Origin of the sequence: uncultured Altibacter sp., from assembly GCF_963972995.1 — a bacterium.
Taxonomy (GTDB): Bacteria; Bacteroidota; Bacteroidia; order Flavobacteriales; family Flavobacteriaceae; genus Altibacter.
The window spans coordinates 1-18,948 of the sequence record NZ_CAXAXI010000016.1; the positions used below are offsets into that span (position 1 = coordinate 1).

Sequence of the window (18,948 nt, forward strand, 5' to 3'; positions counted from 1 at the left end):
TTGTCATCATCACAAACTACCAAAGGGTCCGGCATTGGATTGACAACAGGAGGTGTATCCATGTTAATGACAAAATTTTGACTGGTATCAAAACAAGTCGTTTCGTCATTATTCTCAACTCGAATATAAATCGTTGAACCTGCATTTGCCGTTGTGACGATATAGGATGTTGGCAAGGGCGCAACATCGTTATCGGCATCGGCTTGGCTTGTGTGATAACTTACTGTAAAATCCAAGGGATTTTGTCCGGCAAGCACCATAGGATTGAAAACCGCTGAAAGATTGATGACCTCCATTCCATTGTTATCTTGATCGCATATAATAAACGGATTGGGAGTGACGGGACCAGAGGTCACCGTTGCGAATGTAATAGTAAACGAATCTGTAGCGAAACACGTTCCTGAAAGATCCTCAATACGTACATAAACAGTTTCTACAGGTGGAGTGGCAATAAGATAGGCACCGGGAGTTCCAATCGGAGCTGCGCCGGAATCTGCATCGGCTTGTGAAGTATGATAGGTAATATTATAATCAGCCGGATTTTGACCACCTAGAACAAGGGGTGTGTTTACCGTCAAATCAAAAATGCCTGTACCGGTATCGGCACACTGAAAGAGGTTATTGGGAGGAGAGGCGATTACGGGCTGCGGATAAATTATAACTTCAAATTCTCTAATTTGATCGGTACCTAAATTGAAACTTATAGTAACTCTATAATCTCCCGGTTGAGTTACGTTTATACTTGGGAAATTTCCATTAAATATAACTACATACCCTGTGCCATCATCATATTCCCATAAATAATTTGATGCTCCTAAGGTAGTTGCATCCAACGTGAATACGTCTCCTTCACAACCTATTTGAGTGGTAAGAATAGAACAATCTGTAGAACCGGAACCGGGAGTTCCCGCATTTGTTTGTTGTAAACTAATAAATCCGGGGCTCTGATTGTAATTTGTTATGACCAATACATAAATCTGTCCCGGAACTGCTCCCGGAATCGTAAAATTTTCAACAGGAGCAATAGAAAAACTGCAGTCAATTTCATTAAAAGATTGCAGCTGAGAATAATCACAGAGATCATCACCTTGATTAAAAGGTCCCCAACAAATAAAATCAACATCCAACCCTGTTCCTGTAGGATTTCCATTAACATCGAAAGATGTATTTTGTATTATTTGGAAGTCAAGGTCACCTGCCTGATCTATTTGCAAAAAGAACCATGCGGGATATGGTTGAGTTATTAAACAGCCATAATCCGGTCCTAATTCAGCAGAGTTATTACAATTAGGGTCTACATTATTACAATTTGGAAAAATCAAGGCTTGATCTCCCGCACAAAAAGGTTCAATGTCGGCACATACGCCGCCTTGTGAAAATCCTGAAAAAGAAAATGTAAGAACAAAAAGTAGTATTAAAAATGGGGAATAGTTATTTTTCATTATAATAAATTAAAAGGTCTGAAAATTAAGAAAATATTATGAAATTATCCCTTTAGTTTTAAAAATAGTGACATTGAAATCTTTTATAGCATTCGCTGAATGCGTATCTTTGCCCCTTGTATTTTTGCATGCTGAATCATTATGTATATGGATCTAGAAAAACAGCTTAGAGCGATTGAAGCACAAGGAGACGACCATATTGGGTCTTCAACAGATACCCCATTGCGCCCCGATGCTTTTGAGCTTAGTGATATTGAAAAGATTGCCCTTATTAAAAAAGATGTTCAAAACATCATGAACACACTTGGGTTAGATCTAACAGACGACAGTCTAAAAGGGACACCCACTCGTGTGGCAAAAATGTTTGTTCAAGAGATCTTTGGCGGATTGCACCCCGATCGAAAGCCAAAAGCTTCTACCTTTGAGAATAAATACAAATACGGTGAAATGTTGGTAGAAAAAAACATTACTTTATACTCTACCTGCGAACATCACTTACTACCCATCGTGGGTAAAGCACACATTGCCTATATCTCTAGCGGTACCGTGGTGGGCTTGTCGAAAATGAACCGAGTGGTCGACTATTTCGCAAAGCGCCCACAGGTTCAGGAGCGTCTTACCATGCAAATCGTAGAAGAATTACAAAAAGTGCTCGGCACCGAAGATGTTGCCTGCGTGATCGATGCAAAACATCTATGTGTGAATTCCCGAGGCATCCGTGACATTGACAGCAGTACAGTCACCAGCGAGTTTGGAGGGAAGTTTAAAGACCCGCAAACAAGACGAGAATTTTTAGATTATATCCATTTAGATACCGAATTTTAATTGATTTAAACGCACCGAATGAAAGGTTACGAGCAACAGGACGTTTATATTTACAATTCCCTTAGTAAGACCAAAGAAAAATTCGTCCCGCTCCATGCCGGAGCCGTGGGAATGTATGTCTGTGGTCCTACTGTTTACAGTAATGTCCACATGGGAAACTGCCGTACGTTCTTGTCTTTCGACCTTGTTTTTCGCTATCTGAGACATTTGGGATATACCGTTCGGTATGTGCGCAACATTACAGATGCGGGCCATTTGGAAAATGACGGTGAAAGCGGGGATGATCCCATTTTAAAGAAAGCCCGAATTGAAAAATTGGAGCCTATGGAAGTGGTTCAAAAATATACGGTAGACTTCCATACCATTATGGCACAATTCAATGCCTTACCTCCAAGTATCGAACCCACTGCGACAGGCCATATCATTGAGCAGATTCAAATAGTGGAGAAGATCATTGCTCAAGGGTACGCCTACGAAAAGAACGGCTCTGTGTATTTCGACGTGGTGAAATTCAATGAAGAACACGCCTATGGGAAATTGAGCGGAAGAAAGCTGGAAGATATGATCACGAATACGCGAGAATTAGCGGCCCAATCTGAAAAAAAGAATCCACAGGATTTTGCACTCTGGAAAAAAGCAGAGCCTCAACACATCATGCGTTGGCCATCTCCTTGGAGTGACGGTTTTCCGGGTTGGCACCTCGAGTGCACGGCGATGAGTACAAAATACCTGGGAAATCAGTTCGATATTCACGGCGGCGGGATGGACCTAAAATTTCCGCATCACGAATGTGAGATCGCACAAGCGGAGGCTTCTACGCAACAAACACCTGTAAATTATTGGATGCATGCCAATATGTTAACACTGAACAGCAAGAAGATGTCAAAATCGACCGGAAATAATATACTACCCAACGAATTGTTCTCCGGCAACAACGATATCTTAAGCAAAGCGTTTTCTCCCACAGTGGCTAAATTCTTTATGTATCAAGCACACTACCGAAGCATTCTGGATTTTTCCAATGAAGCATTACTTGCTTCAGAAAAGGGGTTTCATCGAATGATGGAAGCGTATCATGCTATTGATGCGCTGCCTACTTCTGCCCCAAGCAGTACAAGTATTTCTGAATGGCGGCAATCGTGCTATGATGCCATGAATGACGATTTCAATAGTCCTATCCTAATTGCACAGTTGTTTGAAGGGGTGAAATTTATCAATGCAGTTAAAGACGGCTCTGCAACCATTTCCGAAGCAGATAAGAAAATGCTCAAAGAAACAATGCGCGACTTTATTTTTGATGTAATGGGTCTGGAAGATGCTTCGAACGAGGGTTCGGAAGTAACCGAAAAACTAAATGGTGCCGTAGCATTGCTCATTGAATTGCGTAACAGAGCGCGTGCCAACAAGGATTTTGACACCAGTGACCGAATTCGTGATGAACTTGCCGCAGTAGGCATTCAACTCAATGACGGTAAAGAAGGTACATCTTTTTCTTTGAACTAGGTGAAACGGTATCTTACATACCCATTCATACTTTTGATTCGCGGGTATCAATCCTTTATCTCTCCACTGCTACCTTCCAGTTGCAGATACACGCCTACCTGTTCTCATTATACTGTTGAAGCCTTGCAAAAACACGGACTACTACGCGGCGGGTGGTTGTCTATAAAACGTATTGCAAGCTGTCATCCATGGGGGGGCTCGGGTTATGATCCCGTACCCTCTTCAGAAAAAGAAAATACATAAAACCACTTAGCTTCCCTCACCTATTTTGTTATCTTTATCGGGCAATTTTAATAGAAAACCATGCAGTATTTAAGTTTTGTTTGGGATCCGAGTGAAGGGATCGATCTTGGTTTTTTCATGATCCGTTATTACAGTCTAATGTTCGTGATCGCCTTTACGTTGGGTTGGTTCATTATGAAACGAATCTTCAGGAATGAAGGCATTCCGCTGGAAAAATTGGACAGTCTTTTTATCTATACGGTCATCGCCACACTGGTAGGGGCTCGTTTAGGCCATGTGATCTTTTATGAACCTGAAATCTTCAATGAAGATCCCCTTTCGGTCTTTTTGCCCTTTCAAACGGTTCCTGAATTTGAATTCACGGGCTTTAGAGGATTGGCAAGTCACGGTGCCGCCATTGCCATTATCATCGCCATGTTCATCTACAGTAAGAAAGTATTGAAGAAACCGGTACTTTGGATCTTGGACCGCGTGGTAATTGCCGTGGCCTGTGGTGGTATTTTTGTGCGTATCGGGAATTTTATCAATTCTGAAATTATTGGGGATGCAACTCATAGCAATTATGGTGTCGTCTTTAAGCAATTGAATGAAGATTTCCCCCGCCATCCTGCTCAATTATATGAAGCTGCAGGTTATATTATTGTCTTTTTACTATTGTGGTACATCTATTGGAAGACGGACAAACGAAATTTTTTGGGGTATATCTTTGGCGTCTTTTTAATCTTGTTGTGGACCGTTCGTTTTCTTGTAGAGTTCGTGAAGGAGAGTCAGGGCGGCTTTGAAAGTGCTCTTGGAAACGCTTTGTCTACGGGACAATGGTTAAGTATTCCATTCATAATTGCCGGAATCTATTTTATGATTCAATCCTCAAAAAAGCCTTATACCCAATGAAACGATATTGGATCACCATGGCAATAGCGGGAATGCTCGTATTGCCGCTTAGCTGCAAAGAAAAAACCGAAGAAAAAGTACTTACCAAAGAGGTTACATTTACCAAAGAAGGAGAGCTCACATTACGTAAGGCTGAAACAGACTCGGTCGTGGCACGACTGGATATCGAAATCGCCGATGACGCCTACCAAACTGAAACCGGACTGATGTATCGAAAATCAATGCCCGATTCGCAGGCGATGCTCTTTGTTTTTGAAAATGAACAACGTCGCGCATTCTATATGAAGAACACCGAGTTTGCACTGGACATCCTCTTTATCAATAAGAACAATGAGATCGTTACTATTAGGAAAAATGCACAACCTTTTGACGAAACCTCTCTACCTTCAGAAGCACCAGCTATTTATGTACTGGAGGTCAATGCCGGACTTAGTGATACGTGGGGGCTTGAAAAAGGAGACAGCATTGACTGGAGCCGATTGGAACAATAAGGATGGTGTAAGCACTTATTGCTTCAGAAAAAATAATTACAACATAAAAAAAATCCCTTCGAAGATCGAAGGGATTTTTTGTTTCAGTATTAGAAAAGAGAATTACACTGTTTCTACAGGCTCTTCTTTTTTCTTATCGGAAAGGTCGATACCTTTTTTCTTCACAGTATCGTACATCACCGGTGTTGCAATGAACAAAGATGAATATGTACCTACCACAATTCCTACGATGATGGCAAATAGCAATCCGCGTATTGATTCTGCTCCAATAAAGAACATACATAACAATACGATCAAGGTGGTTAAGGATGTATTTAACGTACGACTCAAAGTACTGTTCAATGCAGCGTTGATCACTCGGTTCATTTTCCAAGTACTATGTTCGTTGAAATACTCACGAATTCTGTCAAAAACAACCACCGTATCGTTGAGCGAGTATCCAATAACCGTTAGGATAGCTGCGATGAACGATTGATCGATCTCCATGCTAAATGGCATGATCCTGTACGTAAGAGAGAAGATCCCCAATACAATTAGAACATCATGGAATACCGCAGCAACGGCTCCCAAACTAAATTGCCATCTTCTAAAGCGCAATAGGATGTATAGGAAAACCACGATCAAAGATCCCAGTACTGCCCAAAAAGATGATTTTTTAATATCATCTGCAATGGTAGGGCTTACTTTATAGTATTCCATTCTACCTACGGTCTTATCTTCCTGATCTGAAGTAAAGTCCTCAAAGGTCATATCAGCAGGAAGGTACGGCTGCAATCCCTGATACAACATTTGCTCGATCTCTTGATCAACCTCATTACCGCTGTCGTCTACTTTATACTTTGTAGTGATCTTTAATTGGTTGTCTCCACCGTAGGTCTTTGCTTCGGCACTTCCATACACCTCGATAAGATCTTCTTGAACCGCAACAGCGTCTACATCTTGTGCAAAACGAACTGTATATGTGCGACCTCCAACGAAATCAACACCTTGGTTCAGTCCTACAGTAAATAAGGATCCCAAACTAATCAAGATCAAAATTCCGGAGATCACGTAAGCGATCTTACGTTTCTCAAGGAACTTAATATTTACATTTTTAAATAGATTCTTAGTAACTCCTGTTGAGAAAGGTAGCGGTTTCCCGTTCTTAGTATAGCTGTCAATGAACAAGCGCGTAATAAAGATCGCCGTGAACAGAGAGGTAAGAATACCTATCAATAAGGTGGTTGCGAAACCTTGAATAGGTCCTGTTCCGAAGACCAATAAGATAAGACCGGTAAGACCTGTTGTAATGTTTGCATCCAAAATAGAAGACAAGGCATTATTGAAACCGTCCTTGATCGCATCTTTTTGAGCTTTACCTTTGTCGAGTTCCTCTCGGATACGCTCAAAGATAAGCACGTTCGCATCCACAGACATACCAATGGTCAAAATGATACCCGCGATTCCCGGAAGCGTTAACACCGCTCCAAGTCCTGCCAAGATCCCAAATATGAATAGAATATTCACTGCCAATGCAACGTCTGCAAAAAGACCTGCTTTGCCGTAGTACCCGATCATCCATAACAATACGAATGCCAATGCCAACACGAAAGAAATGATTCCACTATCAATAGCTTCTTGCCCTAAGGTTGGTCCTACGACCTCTCCTTGGATGATCTCTGCGGAAGCAGGTAATTTACCCGCACGTAAAACGTTTGCAAGATCCTGCCCTTCGGTAATTGTAAAATCTCCGGTAATAGAGCTACGTCCTCCGGATATAGGACCCGAAGTTACACCGGGAGCAGAATATACGATATCATCCAGCACAATGGCGATCTGACTTTGCGTATTGAACGCTTTACCCGTCATTTCTTCCCAAGTCTTTGCTCCCTTACCATTCATTTGCATATCTACCGCAACACGTCCTACTTGATCGTATGATTGTGCCGCATCTACAACGACTCCTCCACTTAATGGTGGTTTTCCATCTTTACCAACCTTTAAAGCATATAAAGAAGTAACGTCCTGATTTAATTGCTCATTGAATTCCGGTTTTCCCCATACAAAACGAGTAGTACGTTTATCGGCTGGAAGCACATTCTTCACCTGAGGCATGCGCAAGTAGCTGTTGATAACCGCTGTGTCCTTTAATGTAAAAGTTGCAATGATAGGTGTCCCTTGGAATCCCGGTGAAATAATTCGTGCTTGGATAGGATTGGTCTTTATTCCATCCCCTTCGGTCTCGGTTACATCCTCTCCTTTCAACAGCTCGTTGATCTCGTCATCTTCGGTAGCTGTACTATCTTGTGCTTCTTCTTCGGGAGTTTCGGCTTTTGTAAGCTCCACCACTTTTTGTTCGGCTTCTATTAAGAAACCTGCCATCTCTTCACTTTTATAGACTTCCCAGAATTCGAGTTGTGCTGTTTTCTGAAGAAGATCTTTGGTTCTTTCAATATCTTTCGCTCCCGGAAGTTCCACTAAGATACGAGCAGAATTTCCTATACGCTGAATGTTGGGTTGTGTTACACCAAACTTATCGATACGTTTTCTCAATACCTCAAAAGCAGAGACGATCGCCTCATCAATCTTTTTCTCGATCACGCTTTTTACCTCATCATTGGTCATATTGGCATCGATCTCTTCTTCTAAGTTCTTGTTGAAAAAGATGCTTGGAGAAGCCAATCGGTTATCCCCCGGTAGGGCTTCGAATGCAGTAAAGAAAGATTCTAAGTACGTATCCTGACTTTGTTTCTGAAGCTCGGTAGCGTTAGCTAACGCCTGATTGAAAGCGGCATCTTTAGAATCGTTTGCAAGACCTTTCAAGATATCTTTTACAGAGATCTGTAAGATCACATTGATCCCTCCTTTTAGATCCAGTCCTTTGTTAAGCTCCTTTTCTTTTGCGGTCTTGTAATCAATCCCTAAGAAAACAGGCTCCTGCGCCACAGAATCCAGGTATTGAACCTCGGCCGCATCTCTCTCCTCCGATTGCTCTTTAGGGTACTTGGCATCTGCAAACACCTTCGCTTCATCTTCAACCTTGTTTGCAATGTATGTGAAGGAAAGTTGGTACAAACTCACCAATCCAAATAATATCGCAAATACTGTAATTAGTCCTTTGTTTTGCATTCTATGAATGTTTAAATAATTTTAAAAACGTGCAAATATAGGTTTTCAAAAAAGAAATGACAATTATTTTCTTTTTAATTGTTTAACAAAAAAAGACCGTTTATGGCGGCCTTTTTTTGGGTGTCTGTACTAAGATTATAATTCCAATTCAAAATACAAACTACTTTCGGTGTTGGTATCTGTAACATCTTCTCCTTTTAAGACATCTCCCGCCTCATTCATGAGTTTAAGATTAATCCTCCAGTATCCCGTCATGGTTAAGGAAAGTTTACCGTGATACATCTTGTCCGCATCCATATATGTAAGATCCTGATTGTTGGGTGAAGAGTGATTCCCCATACCCGGCATCCTTGGGTCTACCGCAATTTTATAATTTTCGACCACGCTAAAAGTCAACATGTCTTCCATTTTATATAGAACAGCCGTAAAGTCATTGACCGTCACTTGAGGCATTTTTGGATCCACATACGCCAAAATATATCGCACATCGTCGCTTCCCATAAATACCTGTGATTTCTTCAGACCGTCGGAAGGCATTACAACATCAATACGTACTGTTTTGGTCATATCGACACCTGCCACAGTATAATTTAAGGTAATGTCCCAATACTCGGTAGCATTTCCGGGCATTTGAAAAATAATATAGCCTGAAAAAACCGTAGGATACGCGCTTCCGGATATTTCTGAAGCAGGAGCCGAATGCATCATCGTTTCCATGTGCATCATGGGTTTCCAAGAAAGGTTCGGGTTTGAGATATAGCTTCCAGCAATTTTATCCTTTATTCGAATGAACATTGGATTGTAGCCCACGGTGAGTGCTTCCTTTTCAGAATAGATCTCTATCACATGATCTGTATAATCCAATGCTTTGATCAGATTATAGGTTGCCATGGGATCAACGGTCTCTTCAATGATTTCGGTATCGTCTTTTGAACAAGAGGTTACTGCCATTATTGCAAGCAGTAGAAATAATATGTTTTTTATAGTTTTCATTTTTTATGTTTTAAAGTTGTTGTTAATTAATTGAATAAGAAAGAGACATAAAGATGTTGCGTCCCATTCTTGGAATGTTGTTCCAATCGGAAAAAGTAGAATACGAAGTGTCAAATATATTTTCGATCCCGGCTTTTGCGTAGAGGTCGTTTTTGTGGATCACCAAGCGGCGTCCTAATGTAGCCGACACGACCGTATAGGCATTTGTTTGATCCTCGCCGTACCGGACACTAAAGTTCTCCTGCACTCCATTTCCTGAGACGGAAATTGATGCGGAAGTTCGTTTCCCTGTATAGCTGAGACTCGAATTGTATGTCAAAGGACTAATGAGCGGAAGGTTTTCGCCCTCGTTATCGGTTCCACGATGCCACGACAGTCCGGCGCTCCAATGAATTCCCTTGAGCAATTGATATTTCGCAGACATAGCCGAATTGAACACCTGTGCGTACTCCAAATTTGTATACACCCTAACACCGGCAGCTCCAATAGTCATAGGCGATAGGTTTGAATCGAGAACACCGATTATATAATTAGGAATGTGAAAGAAATTGACTTCTGCCGAAACAGAAAGTTTTTCTTTTTTGTAGGATACTTTCGCGTTCGTCTCCAACGATTGTTCATTCGTAAGGTTTGGGTTGCCTATATAATCATGGGCATCGAAACTATTGAACAAATAAAACCCAAATCCTTCAGAAACCGAAGGAGCTCGCTCGCCATAAGCTGCGCCCAAACTCATGCTAAAAGCATTTAGATCCTTGCTAAAAGTCACCGAAAAACTTTTCAGAAAACGGGTATTAGAACGCTCCATTTCAGGATAGAAGATCTTTAAACTGTTGAATCCAAAATCATCTGCCACATTTGTATTTTGAAGCCCAAGACGTCCAGAAAGCGCTACCGTAAACGATTTAAGCGCTATGATGTCTGCCAAATATATTCCGGTATTGGTTGTACGAACATCGGGCCACGTAAGCATGAACATCTCATTCTCATTTGGGTCATTGGGGTACATAGTCATTTCTGCCAAGGACCTGTTATAAAATCCGTCGATCTTGAATAAAAGTGCATGTTTCCCGCTTATTCGCTCCATTTGAGAATAAACTCCAGCAGTTGTTGACCAACCCGGCATGTCCATGTGAATGGGCACATTGGGGCGTTTTGTATCATCCATTACATGTTTTATGTTGTTGTAATAGATTTTTGTCTCCCAATCTTTAAAATTTCCTGTAATAGAATCCTGCTGCCAACTCACCGAAGTAATTACAGCCCTCGCGAGAGATACATCCATAGGTAAAGCAGGATACCCTACATCGTTTGCTTGATCGAAAAGGAGCGTGGTTGCCAGCTTTTTCCCTTCGGAAAATTGAATTCCACTGTTCAAAGAAATATTGTATTTTTCGAATTGTGAAAATACCACCTCTTCACCATCGCCAGCAAAATAATTGTCAGCCTTGCGATAGATAATATCACCGTCGATGTAAAATTCAGGTTTGGAATAATTCAACTCGGCACCAACAATGCGTAAATTATTATTGCTTTCATAAGCATTTTCCACGCTTCCGTACCAGCCCTTATCCTTGAAGCGACTGTGACCCAATTTCATATTGATACCGCCACCAATGGTATTTCCAAACAGAGCACCTTGTTGACCCGACTGAATTTGTGCCTCTTCCAGATTAGAAACATCCACGTAGGAGGTGGTAGGGTCCATTTTATCGGTACAAGCTCCAAAGATCTGCATCCCGTCTATTGTAACAGCAAGCCTTTCTGAAGTCATATTATTTAGGGAGGGTTCCCACGCATAGGCTCCCCTTTTAATGAGATTTATCTTTTGCGCGGTCTCTAAATATTCGTCTAAAGAAGACAACGGTTTGTGTTGTTTTTGATGTGTGAGGCGCTTTTTGGCTCCCAGAATGACCACTTCGTTCAAATCGACAGGAAGTATGTATAAACTATCTACAGAAATTTCCTGTGCATGTGATTTAGAACAAAACACGCATAGCACGAGCACCCATAAGATGACACCAGACATCTTGCCGGGATCCCATAGCGGGAGCGGCCTGTTATTAGCAATGTTCATGAGTTGAAATTTTGATATTGATTATTCAGTAAGACCTTATTTCGATGCAATGCATGAAAAGGCAGATGAAAAATATCAAACTTCCGGGGGTTTTGGGAGTGCGAAGGCAAACAGACCGGAATGAACAGGTTTTGCCCTAAAGTGTATTGTTTTTTTTGTTTTTGAAACGAGGTTAAGGAATTGGAAAATGGCACGTTCTTCAAAACGTACCCATTGTTGTAGAAAGTCTTTTGCAGATGATTTTTCGAAGGGATTGTTTTGTGAATCTCCCGCTTCTTTGGAAAGTTGTTTGGAAAGGTAGCACTTCCCGTTACATTCCATTTCAGGTTTGCCACGGTTTTCGCACAAGCGCTCCACGATGAAATCATAATTCATTACATACTCTGCTACAGGCCATAATGGCTTGGCAAGAATTAAGAGTGCAGTAAATAGGACTATCAATTTCATGCGACAAAATTACGTCGCTCCCTTCTTTTAAAAACTGATATTCGTCATACCGATGCGTTTGCATCATACAAAAAATCCTCATGAGAAGCATCTCATGAGGACTGATATACAAAGCCTTATCGATCTACACTTCCAATAAATCATTGGTCTTACGAACGCCTTCGGCACTTTCTTTCATATGCGCTTTTTCTTCAGCATTCAATTCGATCTCTACGATCTTTTCAATTCCGTTCTTTCCTAAGAGAACCGGTACTCCAATACAAATATCGTTCATATCGTATTCCCCTTCCAGCATTACGGAACAAGGGAACATTTTCTTTTGGTCACATGCGATGGCTTGAACCAAGGAAGAAACAGCTGCTCCCGGAGCATACCAAGCCGAAGTTCCTAATAACTTCGTAAGCGTTGCGCCACCAACTTTGGTATCTTCCATAACTTGTTGTAACCTGTCTTGGGACATGAATTGGGAGACCGGCACGCTGTTTCGCGTTGCCAGGCGTGTTAACGGCACCATACCGGTGTCACTGTGTCCACCAATCACCATTCCGTCTACATCGCTAATAGGCGCATCCAATGCCTCCGCCAAGCGATACTTAAAACGCGCACTGTCCAATGCGCCTCCCATACCTATAATTCGGTTTTTCGGAAGTCCTGTGGCTTTGTGGGCCAAGTAGGTCATGGTATCCATAGGATTGCTCACCACGATCAATACCATGTCGGGAGAATGTTTTTCAAGGTTAGAAGCCACTTCCTTTACGATCCCCGCATTGATCCCGATCAATTCTTCGCGCGTCATTCCGGGTTTACGAGGAATCCCGCTGGTGATGACACAGATATCGCTTCCGGCCGTTTTTGAATACTCATTGGTCGTCCCCACAATACGGGTGTCGAAACCGTTCAAAGATGCTGTTTGCATAAGGTCCATTGCTTTTCCTTCGGCAAAGCCATCCTTAATATCCAAAAGCACCACTTCACTGGCAAAATTCTTAATTGCAATGTATTCGGCACAACTTGCGCCTACCGCACCTGCTCCTACAACTGTTACTTTCATGTAAATAGATTTTTTATATGGTTATTGTTTTTCCTTCTGAAAAGATCGTTTTCGAAATGTCGTGCAAAAGTACAATTATCTGTTTTAAAATGGAATAAGATTCTCTTAAAAACAAAACGCCCGGAAGATTTCCGGGCGCTTGCTCATTTTAACTAAAAATAATTATGCGTCGATATTAGCATACACCGCATTTTTTTCGATAAATTCCCGTCGCGGCGGTACTTCGTCTCCCATCAACATAGAGAAGATACGATCTGCCTCGGTTCCGTTATCGATGGTTACCTGTCGTAGCGTTCTGAAATCCGGATTCATGGTCGTATCCCATAATTGTTCGGCGTTCATTTCTCCAAGACCCTTATATCGCTGAATATTTGCACTTCCGCCAAATTCTGCATTCAAGGCATCCCGTTCCTTATCGGTCCAAGCATAAGCCTTTTTTGCCCCTTTTTTTACTAAATATAGTGGTGGGGTGGCAATATATACATAACCGGCTTCGACCAATTCCTTCATATAACGGAAGAAGAAAGTGAGAATTAAGGTAGAGATGTGACTACCATCTACATCCGCATCACACATAATCACTACCTTGTGGTAGCGCAATTTCTCTAAGTTAAGTGCTTTACTGTCTTCTTCGGTACCAATGGTCACTCCCAGTGCGGTATAGATATTTCGGATCTCTTCATTCTCGAAGACCTTGTGCTGCATTGCTTTCTCCACATTCAGGATCTTACCGCGAAGGGGTAAAATTGCCTGAAAATTACGGTCCCGGCCTTGTTTGGCCGTTCCTCCTGCCGAATCACCCTCCACAAGAAAGACCTCACATTTTGCAGGATCCTGCTCGGAGCAATCGGATAGTTTTCCGGGGAGTCCGCCACCGCTCATCACGGTCTTGCGCTGCACCATTTCCCGGGCTTTTCTTGCGGCGTGCCTTGCCGTAGCCGCCAAGATCACTTTTTGTACTATGGTTTTAGCATCGTTGGGGTTTTCCTCCAGATAGTTTTCCAGCATTTCAGAAACTGCCTGACTTACAGCCGAAGTCACTTCACGGTTGCCTAACTTGGTCTTCGTTTGTCCTTCAAACTGTGGTTCGGCTACCTTTACCGAAATGATCGCAGTTAATCCTTCCCGAAAATCATCGCCTGAGATCTCAAACTTCAGTTTGTCCAGCATTCCGGAAGCATCGGCATACTTTTTCAATGTTGTGGTCAACCCGCGACGAAATCCCGACAGATGCGTTCCTCCTTCGTGCGTATTGATATTATTTACATAAGAGTGTAGATTTTCGTTGAACGATGTATTGTATACCATGGCAACTTCTACCGGAATATCGTTCTTCTCACCTTCCATAGAGATCACATCTGCGATCAACGGCTCTCGGTTCCCGTCCAAAAATCGGATAAACTCTTTCAACCCCTCCTCGCTGTGAAAGGTTTCGCTCACAAACTCACCTTTTTCATCTGTTTGGCGCTTGTCTGTCAACGTAATAGTAATCCCCTTGTTTAGAAAGGATAGCTCACGCATCCTGCTCGCCAAGGTATCGTAGTTGTATTCTAACGATTGCTGAAAGATCTTTTCATCCGGCTTAAAAGTAACCGTAGTACCGCGCTCATTGGTATCACCAACCGATTTAACGGGATACATCGTCTTACCGCGCTCGTACTCTTGTTCCCAAATCTTTCCGTCTCTATATACAGTAGCTTTCAGGTTTTCAGACAGCGCATTTACCACAGAAACCCCAACCCCATGCAATCCTCCGGAAACCTTGTAGGAATCCTTGTCGAACTTTCCTCCCGCACCAATCTTGGTCATAACCACTTCCAAAGCCGAAACACCCTCTTTTTTATGTAGGTCAACAGGGATTCCTCGTCCATTATCTTTAACGGTTATGGAATTATCCTCATTGATCCATACGTCAATCGTATCGCAATAACCTCCCATCGCTTCATCGATGGAATTATCTACTACCTCATAGACCAAATGATGCAACCCGCGTATACCAACATCACCAATGTACATGGACGGACGCATGCGTACGTGCTCCATTCCCTCCAATGCCTGAATACTGTCGGCACCATAGCTGCCTTTTTTTTGTTCTTCGCTCATAAAAATTAGGTCGTTTTGTTCAATTCTTTAATAACGAACAAATATAACAAAACCCCTATTAAAATATGGGGATTCGGCCATTTATAGGCATCAAGTTATTAACAAATTCTTGTGAAAAAAATACGGCTCCTGAATGCTTTAAATTAAATATGAAATGCTCGCTTGCGCATTGTATACTTTAAACTGTATTTTTAGCGTTATATTGGCACTAAAGTTGTGGTTTTTTATCCGTTGCTTTTATTCAATCAAAAAAAAATTGAACGCCATTTTATGAAAACATTCTATTCTATTCTTTTTCTCACATTCACCACCTTATCGTTCTCTCAATCTTTAGAGGCACAAGCCTTTCCGAAAATGGATGCAAGCCCCATGGATCTTGCGATCGCCAGAGCCGACAGAAATGCGCCTCCTATGGCGCGTGTAATATACAGCCGCCCCTCTAAGAAAGGTCGCGTGATTTTTGGTGATCTGGTCCCTTTTGATAAGGTGTGGCGCACCGGAGCCAATGAAGCAACCGAGCTTACCCTTTACAAGCCTATGCTGTTCGGTACCCATACCTTACAACCGGGTACATACACCCTGTATACCATTCCGGGTAAAGAAATCTGGACCGTGATCATAAACAGTGATACCAACGCCTGGGGTGCTTACAGCTACAAAAAAGAAAAGGATATTGCCCGAATTAATGTTCCTGCCAGAGAAACCGTGGCACCCACAGAATCATTGTCCATGGTCTTTCGCCCCGATCCCGATGGCACGACCCTTATGATCGGCTGGGATAGTACGTACATAGAAATTCCGTTCAAGTCGCTTTAAGAGGCACTCTTCGTTATCTAGGGAATATTTAAGTACTTATGTGTTTGTAAGGAAACCTTCCATTTGGGATTTGCCATGACATAGTCTACAATTAAAGGAATTACAGTGTCGCGTTTGCTCCACTCCGGTTGCAGATACAGGATACATGTTGAAGAAACTTGAGCGGCTTGTGCTTCGGCAAAACGAAAATCATCTTTATTATAGACGATCACTTTGAGCTCATCTGCCGCTTTATAGATTTCGTCCTTAGGAAGTTTGATCTTTTTAGGCGACAAACAGATCCAGTCCCATTGACCCGTGAGCGGATACGCTCCGGAAGTTTCAATATGTGTTTGCAGCCCCTTATTCTTTAAGGATTGAGTTAAGGGACCCATATTCCAGGTGAGCGGCTCCCCTCCGGTTACAACTACCGTATTAGAATGCAATTCTGCATTTTTAACAATAGCATCAATGGAGGTGGGCGGGTGAATGGCAGCGTTCCAACTCTCCTTTACGTCACACCAATGGCATCCCACATCACAGCCACCAATACGTATAAAATAAGCCGCAGTTCCCTTGTGAAATCCTTCCCCTTGAATGGTATAGAACTCTTCCATCAACGGAAGCATGACTCCCTGTTCTACCTGTACTTGAATCTCCTTTTGCATAGGGTGCAAAGGTACATTTTTAAGTGCTTGGACAGGTAGCCGAAATAAAAAAAACTGAATAGGCCGGTATCACTATTTTTCTGCAATAAAAAACTCCCGTGATATTTTCTGGAATTCTTACAAAATATCATAAAAAAAATGATCCCCTAATGTCGGTCATCCCTAAATAATCCCCTTTAAACGAAAAAAATCAATCTTGTTTTCAAGTAAAAACCTACAACTCTATTTTTACGTATATTTTTAAACACATCGCTCCCCCGCGCCATGAAAATAAACACATTCTCCTCACTAATAGCTCTTCTTTTTATTACCAATTCTTTTCTCGCTCAAGTTGGCATAGGCACGACCACTCCGGACGCGTCCTCAGCACTCGACGTCTTCTCCACGAATAAAGGGATGTTGGTGCCGCGCATGACCACTTCGCAAAGAAATACGATTAGCAATCCTGCCAACGGACTAATGATCTATAATACCGATTCGGATGAATTTCAATACAATGCAAATACTCCCTCAACGCCTGTGTGGCGAGCGCTGAGCTTAACGAGCACTTCTTCAAGCGTCCCGGGCAGCTCTCTTAAATACAGCAATACAGATGTTACCACCAATGTGAATCAAGCGAGTGCCATTAACCTTCCTGTATTCGGGAACGCGCTATGGAACGATGATACTGGACTGTATGTGGTTTCAGGACATCAATTGACTATTACGCAGGGCGGACGATACGAGTTTATTGTTAACGCTTCCATAGCCAATAACGGTTCGACCGACCGGAATGCTCCTGAAATGCGACTGTTTGTTAACGGTGTCGCCGTTGGCTCATACGCTTCCACAGGGTACATTAGAAGCGCCAATAATCATGAAGAAACATCGCTGCACCTCAGGGAGGTGCTACAATTAAATGCCAATGATATAGTAACCGTAAGAATTTTTCGAGCAGCTAATACGGGTTCTGTCCTACTACGTGATGCCGGAAGCACAACCTTCTACGTTGAAAAGAAATTATAAGATGAAACATACGCGCTCCCTCACAATTTGCTTCTTGTTTCTTTCTTTCTTCGGAATTTCACAAATTGGAATTGGCACCGAGACCGTAGACAATTCTGCCATTTTACAAGTTGAATCTGTTTCTGAAGGTATGTTGATTCCAAGCATGACCACTACCCAACGCAACCTTATTCTGCTTCCTGCAAAAGGGCTCTTTATTTACAATAATTCTACCAATACATTCGATTATAACGAAGGAACTCCAGTCATACCGAGCTGGATATCCGTTCACGATCGCAGTACGCGAACCTCAGATCTTGGTCAGTCGGCCAAGTATTCCAATACCAATATCACCACAGACATCAATCCTGCGATGGTGATCGATCTTCCTATCTTCGGAAATGAGGAATGGAACGACAATGCAAGCTTGTTCCGGGTTTCGGGAAATCGTTTACAGATCAACGAAAGCGGAAGGTATAAACTAAATGTAAATATTTCGATTGCAAGTTCCTCAAACGACGGACGAAAGGCTCCTGAGATCTATTTTGCCGTTAACGGAAATCGAATGGGCGCTTATGCCTCTACCGGTTATATACGACTTGCCAACAACCATGAACAATCATCGTTACATCTCAATGAAATCTTCACCCTCAATGCCAACGATATTATTACCGTAAAGGTTATCGAATCGGGTGCTTCAAATGCGGCGGTATTACGTTCTGTGGGATCGTCCAATCTATACATTGAGAAGATAAATTAGCAGTCTATTTTTTCTAAGTGATCTAACCTTACGGTAATTCAATCCTTTCTAACAGCGACCACTTCTATTTCGATCTTTGCCGCTCTTGCTAATCCCTTTGCTGCAAAAGTCGTGCGTGCCGGTTTTTGCGGCAAATATTGACTGTAGATACGATTAAAAACCTCAAAATCTTCCATATCTTCCAGAATGACCGTCGCTTTTACAACATCTCCTAAGTCCAAACCATGTTGCTGTAACACGTCTTTTATATTCGCTAAGGTTTGTACTGTTTCGTTCTCGATCCCACCCGGAACCAGTTCGCGCGTACTATGGTCCATACCAATTTGACCCGAAAGAAAGTAAAAATTACCTACCTGTACGACATCACTAAAGGGAACATTTGCCTTTGCCGATTCGTGAGAAGGATGAAAAACGATCTCTTGTATGTTTTCTGCTTCGGAAACAGGGAGCGATTCTCTATCTTTTTCTGAAAAATTACAACTTGCCATTCCGAAGAAAAGGAAAAACAAAACGAAGTGCATCAATAATTGTTTCATTTGTTATAAAATTAGAATTTTAAAGTACGGA

General features: G+C 42.1%; 16 protein-coding genes and 1 pseudogene. 8 read left to right on the top strand and 9 right to left on the bottom strand.

All coding sequences use genetic code 11. The annotated features are described in order from the left end of the window. Positions 1-1,442 (bottom strand): annotated as a pseudogene (locus AACZ11_RS08095) (hypothetical protein); the annotation flags it as partial. 147 nt (positions 1,443-1,589) lie between these two features. Between AACZ11_RS08095 and folE the strand changes: the two are divergent. Genes folE through AACZ11_RS08120 form a run of 5 tightly spaced genes read left to right on the top strand, consistent with a single transcriptional unit; the run spans position 1,590 to position 5,395 of the window. Then, positions 1,590-2,267 carry a GTP cyclohydrolase I FolE gene (folE, locus tag AACZ11_RS08100; protein ID WP_290628584.1) on the top strand — a complete coding sequence of 226 codons (678 nt, stop codon included), beginning with the start codon at positions 1,590-1,592 and terminating at the stop codon, positions 2,265-2,267. 18 nt (positions 2,268-2,285) lie between these two features. Next, a complete protein-coding gene (gene cysS / locus AACZ11_RS08105; protein WP_290628583.1) occupies positions 2,286-3,770 on the top strand; it encodes a cysteine--tRNA ligase in 1,485 nt (494 codons plus the stop codon). Next, a complete protein-coding gene (gene yidD / locus AACZ11_RS08110) occupies positions 3,771-4,013 on the top strand; it encodes a membrane protein insertion efficiency factor YidD (RefSeq protein WP_290628582.1) in 243 nt (80 codons plus the stop codon). A gap of 60 nt (positions 4,014-4,073) precedes the next feature. Then, positions 4,074-4,904, top strand: coding sequence for a prolipoprotein diacylglyceryl transferase (lgt, locus tag AACZ11_RS08115; protein ID WP_290628581.1), 831 nt, complete (start codon positions 4,074-4,076; stop codon positions 4,902-4,904). Further along, a complete protein-coding gene (locus AACZ11_RS08120) occupies positions 4,901-5,395 on the top strand; it encodes a DUF192 domain-containing protein (RefSeq protein ID WP_290628580.1) in 495 nt (164 codons plus the stop codon). Before lgt ends, AACZ11_RS08120 begins: the two co-directional genes overlap by 4 nt. Before the next feature lie 102 nt (positions 5,396-5,497). Here the strand turns inward: AACZ11_RS08120 and secDF are convergent, their stop codons facing one another. The 6 genes from secDF to gyrB all read right to left on the bottom strand — a co-directional run bounded on the left by secDF (position 5,498) and on the right by gyrB (position 15,174). Then, positions 5,498-8,503, bottom strand: a complete 3,006-nt coding sequence (gene secDF, locus AACZ11_RS08125) for a protein translocase subunit SecDF (protein WP_290628579.1) — start codon at positions 8,501-8,503, stop codon at positions 5,498-5,500. Between the two features lie 135 nt (positions 8,504-8,638). Continuing rightward, on the bottom strand, positions 8,639-9,496 hold the full coding sequence (locus AACZ11_RS08130) for a hypothetical protein (protein WP_290628578.1): 858 nt from the start codon (positions 9,494-9,496) through the stop codon (positions 8,639-8,641). 22 nt (positions 9,497-9,518) lie between these two features. Next, positions 9,519-11,573, bottom strand: a complete 2,055-nt coding sequence (locus tag AACZ11_RS08135) for a TonB-dependent receptor plug domain-containing protein (RefSeq protein ID WP_290628577.1) — start codon at positions 11,571-11,573, stop codon at positions 9,519-9,521. Positions 11,574-11,648: 75 nt separating this feature from the next. After that, on the bottom strand, positions 11,649-12,020 hold the full coding sequence (locus AACZ11_RS08140) for a hypothetical protein (protein WP_290628576.1): 372 nt from the start codon (positions 12,018-12,020) through the stop codon (positions 11,649-11,651). Positions 12,021-12,144: 124 nt separating this feature from the next. Further along, a complete protein-coding gene (gene mdh / locus AACZ11_RS08145) occupies positions 12,145-13,071 on the bottom strand; it encodes a malate dehydrogenase (RefSeq protein WP_290628575.1) in 927 nt (308 codons plus the stop codon). A 162-nt stretch (positions 13,072-13,233) separates the two neighbouring features. After that, positions 13,234-15,174, bottom strand: a complete 1,941-nt coding sequence (gene gyrB / locus AACZ11_RS08150) for a DNA topoisomerase (ATP-hydrolyzing) subunit B (RefSeq protein ID WP_290628574.1) — start codon at positions 15,172-15,174, stop codon at positions 13,234-13,236. Between the two features lie 270 nt (positions 15,175-15,444). Between gyrB and AACZ11_RS08155 the strand changes: the two genes are divergently transcribed. Beyond that, on the top strand, positions 15,445-15,990 hold the full coding sequence (locus AACZ11_RS08155; RefSeq protein ID WP_290628573.1) for a DUF2911 domain-containing protein: 546 nt from the start codon (positions 15,445-15,447) through the stop codon (positions 15,988-15,990). Positions 15,991-16,007: 17 nt separating this feature from the next. Here the strand turns inward: AACZ11_RS08155 and AACZ11_RS08160 are convergent, their stop codons facing one another. Next, positions 16,008-16,637: a 7-carboxy-7-deazaguanine synthase QueE gene (locus AACZ11_RS08160; RefSeq protein ID WP_339832103.1), complete on the bottom strand. Its 630-nt coding sequence runs from the start codon at positions 16,635-16,637 to the stop codon at positions 16,008-16,010. Between the two features lie 264 nt (positions 16,638-16,901). On the opposite strand from AACZ11_RS08160, the gene AACZ11_RS08165 reads away from it, so the two are divergent. After that, positions 16,902-17,642 (top strand): hypothetical protein, encoded by a 741-nt coding sequence (locus tag AACZ11_RS08165; protein ID WP_290628571.1) that lies wholly within the window; start codon positions 16,902-16,904, stop codon positions 17,640-17,642. A 1-nt stretch (position 17,643) separates the two neighbouring features. Then, positions 17,644-18,381 carry a hypothetical protein gene (locus AACZ11_RS08170; RefSeq protein WP_290628570.1) on the top strand — a complete coding sequence of 246 codons (738 nt, stop codon included), beginning with the start codon at positions 17,644-17,646 and terminating at the stop codon, positions 18,379-18,381. Between the two features lie 38 nt (positions 18,382-18,419). Here the strand turns inward: AACZ11_RS08170 and AACZ11_RS08175 are convergent, their stop codons facing one another. Then, positions 18,420-18,917 (bottom strand): RidA family protein, encoded by a 498-nt coding sequence (locus AACZ11_RS08175; protein WP_290628569.1) that lies wholly within the window; start codon positions 18,915-18,917, stop codon positions 18,420-18,422. Positions 18,918-18,948 lie beyond the last annotated feature (31 nt).

Excerpts from the sequence above, each read along its gene's own strand:
- folE (WP_290628584.1), top strand. The coding sequence starts at position 1,590 with ATGGATCTAGAAAAACAGCTTAGAGCGATTGAAGCACAAGGAGACGAC.
- cysS (WP_290628583.1), top strand. The coding sequence starts at position 2,286 with ATGAAAGGTTACGAGCAACAGGACGTTTATATTTACAATTCCCTTAGT.
- lgt (WP_290628581.1), top strand. The coding sequence starts at position 4,074 with ATGCAGTATTTAAGTTTTGTTTGGGATCCGAGTGAAGGGATCGATCTT.
- AACZ11_RS08120 (WP_290628580.1), top strand. The coding sequence starts at position 4,901 with ATGAAACGATATTGGATCACCATGGCAATAGCGGGAATGCTCGTATTG.
- secDF (WP_290628579.1), bottom strand. The coding sequence starts at position 8,503 with ATGCAAAACAAAGGACTAATTACAGTATTTGCGATATTATTTGGATTG.
- AACZ11_RS08130 (WP_290628578.1), bottom strand. The coding sequence starts at position 9,496 with ATGAAAACTATAAAAAACATATTATTTCTACTGCTTGCAATAATGGCA.
- AACZ11_RS08135 (WP_290628577.1), bottom strand. The coding sequence starts at position 11,573 with ATGAACATTGCTAATAACAGGCCGCTCCCGCTATGGGATCCCGGCAAG.
- AACZ11_RS08140 (WP_290628576.1), bottom strand. The coding sequence starts at position 12,020 with ATGAAATTGATAGTCCTATTTACTGCACTCTTAATTCTTGCCAAGCCA.
- mdh (WP_290628575.1), bottom strand. The coding sequence starts at position 13,071 with ATGAAAGTAACAGTTGTAGGAGCAGGTGCGGTAGGCGCAAGTTGTGCC.
- gyrB (WP_290628574.1), bottom strand. The coding sequence starts at position 15,174 with ATGAGCGAAGAACAAAAAAAAGGCAGCTATGGTGCCGACAGTATTCAG.
- AACZ11_RS08155 (WP_290628573.1), top strand. The coding sequence starts at position 15,445 with ATGAAAACATTCTATTCTATTCTTTTTCTCACATTCACCACCTTATCG.
- AACZ11_RS08160 (WP_339832103.1), bottom strand. The coding sequence starts at position 16,637 with ATGCAAAAGGAGATTCAAGTACAGGTAGAACAGGGAGTCATGCTTCCG.
- AACZ11_RS08165 (WP_290628571.1), top strand. The coding sequence starts at position 16,902 with ATGAAAATAAACACATTCTCCTCACTAATAGCTCTTCTTTTTATTACC.
- AACZ11_RS08170 (WP_290628570.1), top strand. The coding sequence starts at position 17,644 with ATGAAACATACGCGCTCCCTCACAATTTGCTTCTTGTTTCTTTCTTTC.
- AACZ11_RS08175 (WP_290628569.1), bottom strand. The coding sequence starts at position 18,917 with ATGAAACAATTATTGATGCACTTCGTTTTGTTTTTCCTTTTCTTCGGA.